The 12,562-nt window shown below is 60.5% G+C and carries 11 protein-coding genes; 5 read left to right on the top strand and 6 right to left on the bottom strand.

The genetic code is table 11. The annotated features are described in order from the left end of the window. Positions 1–171: 171 nt before the first annotated feature. Together cysZ and ACS4NR_RS26340 are read left to right on the top strand one after the other, a co-directional pair. Complete coding sequence (gene cysZ, locus ACS4NR_RS26345) at positions 172–924, top strand: sulfate transporter CysZ (protein ID WP_456018712.1); 753 nt, start codon at positions 172–174, stop codon at positions 922–924. Between the two features lie 40 nt (positions 925–964). After that, on the top strand, positions 965–2,164 hold the full coding sequence (locus tag ACS4NR_RS26340; RefSeq protein ID WP_456018711.1) for a glycosyltransferase family 4 protein: 1,200 nt from the start codon (positions 965–967) through the stop codon (positions 2,162–2,164). 111 nt (positions 2,165–2,275) lie between these two features. On the opposite strand, the gene ACS4NR_RS26335 is transcribed toward ACS4NR_RS26340, so the two are convergent. The 3 genes from ACS4NR_RS26335 to ACS4NR_RS26325 all read right to left on the bottom strand — a co-directional run bounded on the left by ACS4NR_RS26335 (position 2,276) and on the right by ACS4NR_RS26325 (position 4,637). After that, the gene (locus ACS4NR_RS26335; protein WP_456018710.1) at positions 2,276–3,379 is read right to left on the bottom strand and encodes an NADH:flavin oxidoreductase; all 1,104 of its coding nucleotides are present in this window, start codon (positions 3,377–3,379) and stop codon (positions 2,276–2,278) included. A gap of 167 nt (positions 3,380–3,546) precedes the next feature. After that, entirely contained in the window at positions 3,547–4,029 is a 483-nt protein-coding gene (locus ACS4NR_RS26330) for a glutathione peroxidase (RefSeq protein WP_095139510.1), read from the bottom strand. A gap of 122 nt (positions 4,030–4,151) precedes the next feature. Further along, complete coding sequence (locus tag ACS4NR_RS26325; RefSeq protein ID WP_064586001.1) at positions 4,152–4,637, bottom strand: FKBP-type peptidyl-prolyl cis-trans isomerase; 486 nt, start codon at positions 4,635–4,637, stop codon at positions 4,152–4,154. Here ACS4NR_RS26325 and ACS4NR_RS26320 point away from each other — a divergent pair. Genes ACS4NR_RS26320 through ACS4NR_RS26310 form a run of 3 tightly spaced genes read left to right on the top strand, consistent with a single transcriptional unit; the run spans position 4,606 to position 7,998 of the window. Beyond that, on the top strand, positions 4,606–4,932 hold the full coding sequence (locus ACS4NR_RS26320) for a DUF3565 domain-containing protein (protein ID WP_456018709.1): 327 nt from the start codon (positions 4,606–4,608) through the stop codon (positions 4,930–4,932). The two genes, ACS4NR_RS26325 and ACS4NR_RS26320, sit on opposite strands and share 32 nt — an antisense overlap. Positions 4,933–4,992: 60 nt before the next feature. Continuing rightward, a complete protein-coding gene (pta, locus tag ACS4NR_RS26315; RefSeq protein WP_456018708.1) occupies positions 4,993–7,092 on the top strand; it encodes a phosphate acetyltransferase in 2,100 nt (699 codons plus the stop codon). Continuing rightward, entirely contained in the window at positions 7,093–7,998 is a 906-nt protein-coding gene (locus tag ACS4NR_RS26310; RefSeq protein ID WP_047597834.1) for an acyltransferase, read from the top strand. A 673-nt stretch (positions 7,999–8,671) separates the two neighbouring features. On the opposite strand, the gene cysN is transcribed toward ACS4NR_RS26310, so the two are convergent. From cysN to ACS4NR_RS26295, 3 genes are all read right to left on the bottom strand, one after another. Further along, positions 8,672–10,570 (bottom strand): sulfate adenylyltransferase subunit CysN, encoded by a 1,899-nt coding sequence (cysN, locus tag ACS4NR_RS26305; RefSeq protein WP_095139507.1) that lies wholly within the window; start codon positions 10,568–10,570, stop codon positions 8,672–8,674. A gap of 9 nt (positions 10,571–10,579) precedes the next feature. Then, complete coding sequence (cysD, locus tag ACS4NR_RS26300; protein WP_456018707.1) at positions 10,580–11,497, bottom strand: sulfate adenylyltransferase subunit CysD; 918 nt, start codon at positions 11,495–11,497, stop codon at positions 10,580–10,582. Positions 11,498–11,753: 256 nt separating this feature from the next. Then, entirely contained in the window at positions 11,754–12,512 is a 759-nt protein-coding gene (locus tag ACS4NR_RS26295; RefSeq protein ID WP_456018706.1) for a Nif3-like dinuclear metal center hexameric protein, read from the bottom strand. Positions 12,513–12,562: the final 50 nt, after the last annotated feature.

Raw genomic sequence — 12,562 nt, 5'->3', positions numbered from 1 at the left:
GGCAAGATTAAGGAAATACGGATTAACAATCCAGCTCATAGGTGGTCTCTATACGCAGACTCCGACCAGATCGACGTCTTTGTTACAGTGAATGTCGATCGCTCTACCGCGCTTTCGCACGTGATGCAAAGCCGGTAAGGTCGGCGCGTTTTCCCTTGCTCGGAGCACCTTATGCCCGCCCCTGTTCTGTCCGGCCCGCAATACCTGCGCGAAGGCCTCAAACTGGTTCTCAGCCCCGGCCTGCGTCTGTTCGTGTTACTGCCGCTGGCGATCAACCTGGTACTGTTCGTCGGATTGATCTATCTGGCCGGCCATCAGTTCAGCCTGTGGGTCGACAGCCTGATGCCGTCGCTGCCCGACTGGTTGAGTTTTCTCAGCTACATCCTCTGGCCGCTGTTCGTGGTGCTGGTGGCGCTGATGGTGTTCTTCACCTTCACGATGCTCGCCAACGTGATCGCTGCGCCGTTCAACGGCTTCCTCGCGGAAAAAGTCGAAGTGGTGGTTCGCGGCACCGACGACTTTCCAGCCTTCAGCTGGGGCGAACTGATCGCAATGGTCCCGCGCACCCTCGCCCGGGAAATGCGCAAACTGGGCTACTTCCTGCCGCGGGCGATCGGCCTGTTCATCCTCTCGTTCATCCCGGTGGTGAACATCGTCGCCGCCCCGCTGTGGCTGCTGTTCGGCGTGTGGATGATGGCGATCCAGTACATCGACTACCCGGCGGACAACCACAAACTGGGCTGGAACGAAATGCTCGCCTGGCTGCGGCAGAAGCGCTGGCAGAGCATGAGTTTTGGCGGGATCGTCTATCTGGCGCTGCTGATTCCGGTGGTGAACATTCTGATGATGCCGGCCGCTGTAGCCGGGGCGACATTGTTCTGGGTGCGTGAGCGCGGTGCGGAGAATCTCGTCACGCAAGGCTGAGCCGGTCACAAATCCATCATCCGAACGTCACAAGCACGACATGGCCTCAGCCGACACTGAGGTCATGACGACAGCTCTGCATATCACTCTGATCAGCGAAACCTTCCCACCGGAAATCAACGGGGTGGCCAATACCCTTGGCCGCTTGTGCGATGGCTTGCGCGCGCGGGGGCATCAGGTGGAACTGGTGCGACCGCGCCAGGCGGGAGATCCGCAGCGGGTCGAGGACGATGCCTTGCTGTTGTGCCGGGGCTGGCCGTTGCCGGGTTATCCCGGTCTGCAATGGGGGCAGTCGTCGATGCACAAGCTGCTGCGGCGCTGGAAGCGTCATCGCCCGGACGTTTTGTACATTGCCACCGAAGGCCCGCTCGGCTTGTCGGCGTTGCGTGCGGCACGACGCCTGGGGATCTCGGTGGTCAGCGGTTTTCACACCAATTTCCAGCAGTACACCAACCAGTACGGGCTGAGTTTGCTGACGCGCTTGCTGACCCATTATCTGCGCTGGTTTCACAATCGCTCGGCGATGACCCTGGTGCCGAGCGTCAGTCAGCGCCTGGAACTGGAGCGCCGGCAATTCGAACGCCTCGCCTTGCTGTCGCGAGGTGTGGACAGTCAGCTCTTTCACCCGGCCAAGCGCCTGAACGGCTTGCGCGAACAATGGGGTCTGTCCGAGCAGGACCTCGCGGTGATTCACGTGGGACGTCTGGCCCCGGAGAAAAACCTGGGCTTGCTCAAGCGATGCTTCGACAGACTCCGCAGCACTTATCCACAGCGCAAGCTGAAGCTGATCGTGGTCGGCGACGGGCCGCAACGGCTTGCGTTGGAAAAGGATCTGCCTGAAGCGATCTTCTGTGGTTCACAACGCGGCGAAGCGCTGGCGGCGCACTATGCATCCGGCGATATTTTCCTGTTCCCGAGCCTGACCGAAACGTTTGGCAATGTGGTGCTCGAAGCATTGGCCTCAGGGCTGGGGGTGGTGGCATACGATCAGGCAGCAGCAGCGCAGCACATCCGTCACGGCTACAACGGCGTGCTGGCGATGCCCGGTGATGAAGAAGCGTTCTGCGACGCGGCGGCATGGTTGCTGGAAGAGGATGAAACCTTGCGTTGCGTGCGCCTGAATGCGCGCCAGCATGCCAGTCGCCAGGGGTGGGCGGCGATCATCGAGCAGTTTGAAAAGCATTTGCGTGGGGCGTGTCTGCGGGAGCAGGTGTTGCCGAATGCGCAGACATTGCCTTAGATAGTCGTCGACTCTGATGCCCTCTTCGCGAGCAAGCCCGCTCCCACATTTTGGAATGCATTCAAAATGTGGGAGCGGGCTTGCTCGCGAAGGGGCCATCAAAGGTGCTACTTAAACCAGCGTCATCAACGCCTCACGGCTGAACGGCAGAATGTCCTGCTCACGCCCTTCGCGGACTTTCAGCGCCCAGTCCGGATCCACCAGCAGCGCGCGGCCCACTGCGACCAGATCGAACTCGTCGTTGTTCAGACGCTCCAGCAGTTTCTCCAGGCTCGCCGGTTGCGCGACCTTGTCGGTGTTGACCATGAATTGCAGGAACTCGCCGTCCAGACCGACGCTGCCTACGGTGATGGTCGGTTTGCCGGTCAGCTTGCGCGTCCAGCCGGCGAGGTTCAGCTCGGAACCGTCGAACTCAGGCTCCCAGAAACGCCGTGTCGAGCAGTGGAAAATGTCTACGCCGGCGTCGGACAGCGGCTTGAGGAATTCGCCCAGTGCCTCCGGGGTCTGCACCAGACGCGCGGTGTAATCCTGCTGCTTCCACTGCGAGAAGCGGAAGATGATCGGGAAGCCTTCACCGACTGCCGCGCGTACCGCTTGAATCAACTCGATGGCGAAACGCGAGCGGTTGGCCAGGCTGCCGCCGTATTCGTCGGTGCGCTGGTTGCTGCCCTCCCAGAAGAACTGGTCGATCAGGTAACCGTGGGCGCCGTGGATTTCCACGCCGTCCATGCCAATGCTTTTGGCATCTTTGGCGGCCTGGGCGAACGCGGCGATCACTTCCTGAATGTCCTGTTTGGTCATGCCGTGTACCACGACCTGGCCGTCCTTGAGTTTTTCCGTCGGGCCATAACCCGGCACGCTGGCGTCCGGCTCGGTGCCGATACGACGTACGCTGCCGACATGCCACAGTTGCGGAACAATCTTCCCGCCCTCGGCATGCACCGCGTCGACGACTTTTTTCCAGCCGGCCAGTGGCGCTTCACCGAAGAACTGCGGCACGTTCGGGTAGCCATTGGAGGCAATGTGACCGACGGTGGTGCCTTCGGTGATGATCAGACCGACACCGGCCGCCGCGCGGCGACGGTAGTACTCGATCACTTTCGAATTGGGTACGCCACCCGGGGAAAAAGAGCGGGTCATCGGCGCCATGACCACACGGGTCGGCAGTTCGAGGGCACCAAGGTGGAACGGTTTGAACAGGGCTTGCACCGGCATTGGAAGGCTCCACAGGGAATGGCTTTATGACGGCGATAATATGGAGAGTTACAAGCCTTGAACAGCACTATTGATTTGGGTGATCAAGGGTTAGAAACGAAAAGATCGCAGCGTCAGCAGTCCTCTGCGGGAGCTGCAGCAGGCGGCGATCTCTTGATTTTGCTGTTTCAGCCCAGCGCTTTTTCAATCGCGTGAACGATCGTTGGATCATCCGGCGCCGTGCGCGGCGAGAATCGCGCCAGCACCCGGCCGTCCTTGCCGAGCAGAAACTTCTCGAAGTTCCAGGTGATATCCCCGGGAAACTCCGCGCCCTCGCCCGCCAGCAAGCGGTAGAGCTGATGACGATCATGGCCGTTGACTTCAAGCTTGCTCGACAACGGGAACGTCACGCCATAGTTCAGGCTGCAGAACTCCTGGATTTCCTGTTCGGTACCTGGTTCCTGGCCAGCAAACTGGTTGCACGGCAGGCCCAGCACACTGAAGCCTTTGTCTTTGAATTGCTGATAGAGGTTTTCCAGTGCCGCGTACTGTGGGGTCAAGCCGCATTTGGAGGCGACGTTGACCACCAGCACGACTTGGCCCTTGAAAGGCGCCAGCGGTAGCTCCTGACCATCCAGGGCTGTCAACTTAAGGTCGTGAAAAGCACTCATGACGGACTCCAGATTCCCGTGTTCTACTCGAAACAGCCACTTGGCGAGAGCGCCAAGGACAGCCGCGGACTAAAAAGGCGCCCGCAGGCGCCTCTCCAGTACTCGAAGCTTAGCGCAGAAAATCAGTGGTGATGGCCACCTTCGCCATGGACGTGGCCATGAGCGACTTCTTCCTGGCTGGCGTCACGGATATCAACGACCTTCACTTTGAAGTTCAGGCGCTGACCGGCCAGTGGGTGGTTGCCGTCGACGGTGACGTCGTCGCCGTCCAGGTCACGGATGGTCACGATCTGCATCTGGCCGTCCGGCGCCGAAGCGTGGAACTGCATGCCGACTTCCAGCTCGTCAACGCCTTCGAACATGCTGCGGCTCAGGGTGCTGACCAGCTCGGCAGCGTATTCGCCGTAAGCGTCTTCCGGCTCAACGGAAACTTCCAGCTCATCACCAACAGCTTTGCCTTCCAGAGCTTTTTCCAGGCCCGGGATGATGTTGCCTGCGCCTTGCAGGTAGACCAGCGGTGCGCCGCCGGCGGAGCTGTCGATGACCTCACCAGCGTCGTTGGTCAGGGTATAGTCGATGGAGACAGCCTTATTGGCGGCGATCAGCATGGGGCGAGACCTTTTGCAAAAGAATATAGAAAGGCCAAGTTTAGCGAAGCAATCGCGCGAAAGCGAACACAACCCGGACAAACGGGTTTCGACAATCGCCGGCTTCCATCAGGACGACGACGGTCACTGGGTCGTCGAGCTTTCCTGTGGCCACACCCAGCACCTGCGTCATCAGCCGCCATGGCAATCGCGCGCCTGGGTCCTTGACCCGGCGCAACGTATTGAAAAAATAGGCCAACCCTTTGCCTGCGGTTGGTGCGCACAAGGCTCGGTTAGCGATAACCTTGGCGACTGAATTGCGGTAGGCGGTCACGTATAGATCGCCACCATTGCCATGCACCCTTAGAGAATCCGCATGCAAACTTTTTTTATCGCGCCCACCGATTTTGGCGTGGGTCTGACCTCCATCAGCCTCGGGCTGGTGCGTACCCTGGAGCGGGCCGGGCTGAAAGTCGGCTTCTTCAAACCGATTGCCCAGCCGCACCCGGGCGACACCGGCCCTGAGCGCTCCACCGAACTGGTGGCGCGTACCCACGGCCTGAAACCGCCGCAACCGCTGGGTCTGGCCCACGTCGAGCGGATGCTCGGCGACGGTCAGCTCGATGAGTTGCTCGAAGAAATCATCGCCTTGTATCAGCAAGCTGCCATCGGCAAAGACGTGCTGGTAGTCGAAGGCATGGTGCCGACCCGCAGCGCCAGCTACGCCGCGCGGGTCAATTTGCACTTGGCGAAGAGCCTGGATGCCGAGGTAATTCTGGTCTCCGCGCCGGAAAACGAAGTGCTCGCCGAACTCTCCGGCCGCGTCGAATTGCAGGCGCAATTGTTCGGCGGCCCGAAAGACCCGAAAGTCCTCGGCGTGATCCTCAACAAGGTCAAGACCGACGAGAGCATGGACGCCTTCGCCACGCGCCTCAAAGAGCATTCGCCATTACTACGCAGCGGTGATTTCCGCCTGCTCGGCTGCATTCCGTTTCAACCCGAACTCAATGCACCGCGTACCCGCGACGTCGCCGACCTGATGGGCGCGCAGGTACTCAACGCCGGCGATTACGAAACCCGGCGCATGACCAAAATCATCATATGCGCACGGACCATGCGCAACACCGTGGAGCTGCTCAAGCCCGGCGTGCTGGTGGTGACCCCGGGTGATCGCGACGACATCATCCTCGCGGTCAGCCTCGCGGCACTCAATGGCGTACCGCTGGCCGGGCTGTTGCTGACCAGCGACACCCTGCCCGATCCACGCATCATGGATTTGTGCCGAGGCGCGTTGCAGGCTGGCCTGCCGGTGTTGTCGGTGAGCACCGGCTCCTACGACACCGCCAACCTGCTCAACGGCCTGAACAAGGAAATCCCCATCGATGACCGCGAGCGTGCGGAGATCATCACTGACTTCGTCGCCAGTCATCTCGACGCCAAGTGGCTGCACCAGCGCTGTGGCACACCACGGGAAATGCGCCTGTCGCCAGCGGTGTTCCGCTATCAACTGATTCAACGGGCGCAGTCGGCGAACAAGCGCATCGTCCTGCCCGAAGGCAGCGAGCCGCTCACCGTGCAAGCGGCGGCAATCTGCCAGGAGCGCGGCATCGCCCGCTGCGTGCTGCTAGCCAAACCCGAAGACGTCGAAGCGGTGGCCCGCGCGCAAGGTATCGAGTTGCCGCCGGGAATGGAGATCCTCGATCCGGACCTGATCCGCGAGCGCTACATCGAGCCGATGGTCGCCCTGCGCAAAAGCAAAAGCCTCAATGCGCCGATGGCTGAACAGCAGTTGGAAGACACCGTGGTGATCGGCACCATGATGCTCGCACTGGATGAAGTCGACGGCCTGGTCTCGGGCGTGATCAACACCACCGCCAACACCATCCGCCCGGCCCTGCAGCTGATCAAGACCGCACCCGGCTGCACGCTGGTGTCGTCGGTGTTCTTCATGCTGTTCCCCGAGGAAGTGCTGGTCTATGGCGACTGCGTGATGAACCCGCACCCGAGCGCCGCCGAACTGGCGGAGATCGCCCTGCAAAGCGCGGATTCCGCAGCGGCATTTGGCATTACCCCGCGAGTGGCGATGATCAGTTACTCCAGCGGTGAATCGGCCACAGGCGAAGAAGTCGAGAAAGTCCGCGAAGCCACCCTGCTCGCCCACGAGCAACAGCACTCGCTGCTGATCGACGGCCCGCTGCAATACGACGCCGCCGCCAACGCAGACGTCGCCCGGCAACTGGCGCCGAACAGCCAGGTCGCCGGTCGCGCCACGGTGTTCGTATTCCCTGACCTGAACACCGGCAACACCACCCACAAAGCCGTGCAGCGCAGCGCCGATTGCGTCAGCCTCGGCCCGATGCTGCAAGGCCTGCGCAAACCGGTAAACGACCTGCCGCGCGGCGCGCAGGTCGACGACATCGTCTACACCATCGCCCTGACCGCGATTCAAGCCGCCAACCGACCTATGGATGTGTAAATGCTGGACTTCCTGCCCGCCCCGATTCGCGGCGTGATCGCCGCGCTGCTGTTGGCGCTCAATACGATTCTGCTGTGCTCGTTCCTGTTCTGCGTGGCGCTGATCAAAGTGCTGCCCTTCGACCTCGCCCGCCGCGCCTCACTGTGGCTGATGAGCCACACCCACGAAGCCTGGATCAGCAACAACAAAGGCTGGATGAACCTGGTGCGCCGCACCCGCTGGCACATCAGCGGCCTGCAAGGTCTGGACTACCAACACTCGTACCTGATCACCAGCAACCACCAGAGCTGGGTCGACATTCTGGTGCTGCAATACGTCCTCAACCGCCGGATCCAGCCGCTGAAATTCTTCCTCAAGCAGGAGCTGATCTGGGTCCCGGTGATCGGTCTGGCCTGGTGGGCGCTGGGCTTCCCGTTCATGAAGCGCTACTCCAAGGCCTATCTGGAAAAGCATCCAGAGAAGAAAGGCAAAGACCTGGAAACCACGCGCAAGACCTGCGCGAAATTCCGCAACAACCCGGTGGGGATTTTCAACTTCGTCGAAGGCACACGCTTCACCGAAGGCAAACATGCGCAGCAGCAATCGCCGTTCAAATACCTGCTCAAACCCAAGGCGGGTGGCATCGCCTTCGTGCTGGACGCGATGGGGGAGCAACTGGAGTCGATCGTCAACGTGACCATCCACTATCCCGGCGGTCGTCCGGGTTTCTGGGATCTGCTGTGCGGCAACGTGCGCGACGTGGTGGTGCACTTTGAAGAACTGAAAATCCCGCCGGCCTTCATCGGCAAGAACTACGACCAGGACGGCGAATATCGTCTGCAATTCCAGGGCTGGATCAACCAGCTGTGGCAGGACAAAGATGCGCTGCTGGAACAGATGCACCGCGAATTCCCAGACAAACGCTAAGCCCCTGTAGGAGTGAGCCTGCTCGCGATAGCGGTGGATCAGCCACTCCCAATGTTGAATGACATACCGCTATCGCGAGCAGGCTCACTCCTACAGTTGGATTGGGTGTGTTCAGTTGGAGATTGGTCGCTCGCAGGCCAGCTCCCACAAAATCAAGATCAAAAGATCGCAGCCTGCGGCAGCTCCTACAGGGAAAATAAGTACAACCCGCACGCGGCGCATGCCGCCCCACTCCAGGATGAGCGCAAGCTCGGCTGTCGCTCTTGATCTTGATCTTGATCCACGGGCGACGTCGGAAGGCTGAGTGGAGGGATTGATCCGGGGGTGGGAGCGCAGCGACCGTTTGGCGAAGCCAAACACAGCGAGAGGAGGTGCAGCGAAGCAAACCGGAGGCGCTGCGCCCGGATCAATCCCGCAGCGAAGGAACCCCGAGCCCCAGCGAGTGGGCCGAACGTAGGAGCAAGCCTTTTGGGTTACCTTTTCGGCGTTTGGAAAAGGTGACTCGCCGTAAGGGCGAAACCCTAAGCCGCCGTTACCGCAGCAACGGATACACCCCCAAAACCCCAAAAGCATGGCCGGCCCAAAGGCCGCCACCGCCGAAAACCAAATGCCCCACAATAAAAAAGCCCGCCGATGATCACTCATCCGCGGGCCTTTAATTTCCGACTAAAGCTTAAATCGCGCCACGCTTACGCAGCAGATCCAACACCTGCTTGACGCTTTCTTCCAGCGACAGCGATTGCGTGTCGATCACCAGATCAGCATTCAGCGGCACATCGTACGGGAACGACTCACCCGGAATATTATCGCCACCCGCAGCATACAAGCCCTGCGGATCACGCTCGGCACACACCGCCGGCGAGGCCTGCACATAAACCGTCAGCAGACGCTCCTTGCCGATCAGATCCTTGGCCTGCTCGCGACCTTCCGCGCTCGGCGCAACAAACGCAGCCAGGGTCAACAGACCAGCCTCGTTGAACTGACGCGCCACATGCGCAGCACGCCGCCAGTTCTCGGTGCGGCCGGCACGATCCTGCGGCAAACCTTTGTTCAGGTCGTGACGCAGATTCTGACCATCCAGCACAAACACCGCACGGCCCATGTCGAACAGCTTGCGCTCGACCGCGTAGGCCAGCGTGCTTTTACCCGCGCCCGACAGACCGCTGAACAGCACGGTGGCCGGTTGCTGGCCAAAGCGCTGGGCACGTTCCTGAGTGGCAACGTGAGCCAGTTTGCCGTGATGCGAGGCAGTCCCATGAGCCACCGGCTGAGCGACGATCATGCCGGCGCCGACGGTGCCATTGGTCAAACGATCGATGACGATGAACGCGCCGGTGGTGCGGTTGCTGTCGTAACCGTCGAGGGCGATCGGCGCGTCGAGCGCGATCTTCACCTTGCCGATTTCGTTGAGCTGCAACGCGCTCGCCGGGCCTTCTTCGAGGGTGTTCACGTCGACCTTGTTGACGATGCTGGCGATCGAGCCCGGCACGTAACTGGTGGCGCGTTTGATGTCGTATTTCTTGCCCGGCAGCATCGGCTCTTCGGCCATCCACACCAGCATCGCTTCGAAGCTGTCGGTGACCGGCGGCACGTTGTCGGCATGCACCAACAGGTCGCCACGGGAGATGTCGATCTCGTCTTCCATGGTCAGCGTCACCGCTTGACCCGGGCCGGCCTGCTCCAGCTCACCCTCGAAGGTGACGATGGATTTGACGCGGCTGCTCTTGCCCGACGGCAGTACCACGACTTCGTCGCCCTTGTGCACGATGCCGCTGGCCAGGGTGCCGGCGAAACCGCGGAAGTTCAGGTTCGGACGGTTGACGTACTGCACCGGGAAACGCAGATCGGTGAAGTTGCGGTCGCCCGCCACTTCCACGGTCTCGAGAATTTCCATCAGCGACTGACCCTTGTACCAAGGCGAGCGCTCGGACTTGTTCACCACGTTGTCGCCCTTGAGAGCAGACATCGGCACGAAGTGCATGCTGGTCGGCTTCATCTTCAAGCCTTCGGCGAACTTCAGGTAGTCGGCCTTGATCGACTCGAACACGCCTTCATCGAAGTCTTTCAAGTCCATCTTGTTGATGGCGACGACGATGTGCTTGATGCCCAGCAACGAGGCGATGAAGCTGTGGCGACGAGTCTGGGTCTGCACACCGTAACGCGCGTCAACCAGGATGATCGCCAGGTCACAGGTGGACGCACCGGTGGCCATGTTGCGGGTGTACTGCTCATGGCCAGGGGTGTCGGCGATGATGAATTTGCGTTTGGCGGTGGAGAAATAGCGGTAGGCGACATCGATGGTGATGCCCTGCTCACGCTCGGCCTGCAGGCCGTCGACCAGCAACGCCAGGTCGATGTCATCACCGGTGGTGCCGACTTTTTTCGAGTCGCGGGTGATGGCTTCCAGGTGATCTTCGTAGATCATCTTCGAGTCGTGCAGCAGGCGCCCGATCAGGGTGCTCTTGCCGTCATCGACGTTACCGCAGGTCAAAAAGCGCAGCAGCTCTTTACGTTCGTGCTGGCCCAGGTAGGCGAGGATGTCCTCGCTGATCAAATCAGATGCGTGCGACATGACAACCCCTTAGAAATAACCCTGACGTTTCTTGTCTTCCATCGAGCCTGCGCCATCGTGGTCGATGACCCGGCCCTGGCGCTCGGAAGTTCGCGTCAGGAGCATTTCCTGAATGATGTCCGTGAGGCTTTCGGCCTCGGACTCCACCGCGCCCGTCAACGGGTAGCAACCAAGGGTACGGAAACGCACTTTCTTTTTGACGATGCGTGCCTTGTCCTCATCGGACAGGTGTTCGAGGATACGCTCGTCGTCGATCATGATCAGCGTGCCGTTCTTCTCGATCACTTCGCGCTCGGCGGCGAAGTACAGCGGCACGATCGGGATGCCTTCGAGGTAGATGTACTGCCAGATGTCCAGCTCGGTCCAGTTCGACAACGGGAACACACGAATGGATTCGCCCTTGTTGACCTTGCCGTTGTAGGCGTTCCACAGCTCAGGGCGTTGGTTTTTCGGGTCCCAGCGGTGCTTGCTGTCGCGGAACGAGTACACGCGCTCTTTGGCACGGGACTTCTCTTCATCGCGACGGGCGCCGCCGAACGCGGCGTCGAAACCATGCTTGTCGAGCGCCTGCTTGAGGCCCTCGGTCTTCATGATGTCGGTGTGCTTGGCGCTGCCGTGGGTGAACGGGTTGATGTTCTGCGCCACGCCATCGGGGTTGATGTGGGTGATCAGGTCCAGGCCCAGTTCTTCGACCATCTTGTCGCGGAACTTGTACATCTCCTGGAATTTCCAGCGAGTGTCGACGTGCATCACCGGAAACGGCAGTTTGCCCGGGAAGAACGCCTTGCGTGCCAGGTGCAGCATCACGGCGGAGTCTTTACCGATGGAGTACAGCATCACCGGGTTGTCGAACTCGGCGGCCACCTCGCGGATGATGTGGATGCTTTCCGCCTCCAGCTGTTTCAGATGCGTCAGTTTGTCGACCATGGCTACTCACGAAAGCTTTCTTATGAACGGCCAGCGGGCCGTGTTCGAGCGGGGAATCCTAGCACAGCGACCTCTTCTAATCAGGACGCCCACTAGATCGAAAGGGCATATGAATATGCCTGCCAGTTCGGCCGAGCAATGCTGTTCCTGTGGGAGCGGGCTTGCTCGCGAAAGCGGTGTGTCATTCAACATCGCCGCTGATTGAACCACCGCATTCGCGAGCAAGCCCGTTCCCACACTGAAATGAGGTTTAGCCTTAGATCGGGTTCGGGCAATCGATGAAGATGTGTTCGAGAGCGAAGCGCTTCGCCAGATAGTCGCCCAGTGCCTGCACACCGTAGCGCTCGGTGGCATGGTGGCCGGCGGCGATGAAGCTGATGTCGTTTTCCCGCGCGCTGTGGAAGGTCTGCTCGGAGGCTTCACCGCTAAGGAACAGATCAACACCCGCCGCCACACCCTGATCGATATAGCCCTGCCCGCCACCGGTGCACCAGCCGACCCGACGAATCATCCCACTGCCCTCGACCAGCAGCGGCTCGCGGCCCATGACCTCTTTAACCTTGCGGGCGAAGTCACGCGCAGTCATCGGCTCATTCAACGAGCCAACCAGTCCGACAATTTTGAGGTTGTCCGGATCCAGTGGCCCTTCAACGGTAATGTCCAGTTGCCGCGCCAGTTGCACGTTATTGCCAACCTCCGGATGCAGATCCAGCGGCAAGTGATAGGCGAGCAGACTGATGTCGTGCTTGAGCAAAGTCTTCAAGCGCCGCTGCTTCATGCCGGTGATGCACGGGTTCTCGCCTTTCCAGAAATAGCCGTGATGCACCAGTATCAGATCGGCCTCGGCCTCCACCGCCGCGTCGAGCAGCGCCTGACTGGCAGTGACACCACTGACGATGCGCATCACTTGCGGACGGCCTTCGACCTGCAGGCCGTTGGGGCAATAATCGGCGATTTTTGCACTGCCGAGGTAACGGTCGGCTTCTTCGACTAGGGTGCTGAGGGCGACGGCCATGAAAGACTCCTGAAAATCCCGTTCAGAGGCGCGCGCGGCCTCGTATAATG

The sequence above is a fragment of the Pseudomonas sp. JQ36 genome (assembly GCF_053851495.1).
This window is presented reverse-complemented; position numbering and strand designations above follow the sequence as displayed.

Coding starts and splice junctions, on each gene's coding strand:
- cysZ (WP_456018712.1), top strand. CDS start 172: ATGCCCGCCCCTGTTCTGTCCGGCCCGCAATACCTGCGCGAAGGCCTC.
- ACS4NR_RS26340 (WP_456018711.1), top strand. CDS start 965: ATGGCCTCAGCCGACACTGAGGTCATGACGACAGCTCTGCATATCACT.
- ACS4NR_RS26335 (WP_456018710.1), bottom strand. CDS start 3,379: ATGCCGGTGCAAGCCCTGTTCAAACCGTTCCACCTTGGTGCCCTCGAA.
- ACS4NR_RS26330 (WP_095139510.1), bottom strand. CDS start 4,029: ATGAGTGCTTTTCACGACCTTAAGTTGACAGCCCTGGATGGTCAGGAG.
- ACS4NR_RS26320 (WP_456018709.1), top strand. CDS start 4,606: ATGGAGACAGCCTTATTGGCGGCGATCAGCATGGGGCGAGACCTTTTG.
- ACS4NR_RS26325 (WP_064586001.1), bottom strand. CDS start 4,637: ATGCTGATCGCCGCCAATAAGGCTGTCTCCATCGACTATACCCTGACC.
- pta (WP_456018708.1), top strand. CDS start 4,993: ATGCAAACTTTTTTTATCGCGCCCACCGATTTTGGCGTGGGTCTGACC.
- ACS4NR_RS26310 (WP_047597834.1), top strand. CDS start 7,093: ATGCTGGACTTCCTGCCCGCCCCGATTCGCGGCGTGATCGCCGCGCTG.
- cysN (WP_095139507.1), bottom strand. CDS start 10,570: ATGTCGCACGCATCTGATTTGATCAGCGAGGACATCCTCGCCTACCTG.
- cysD (WP_456018707.1), bottom strand. CDS start 11,497: ATGGTCGACAAACTGACGCATCTGAAACAGCTGGAGGCGGAAAGCATC.
- ACS4NR_RS26295 (WP_456018706.1), bottom strand. CDS start 12,512: ATGGCCGTCGCCCTCAGCACCCTAGTCGAAGAAGCCGACCGTTACCTC.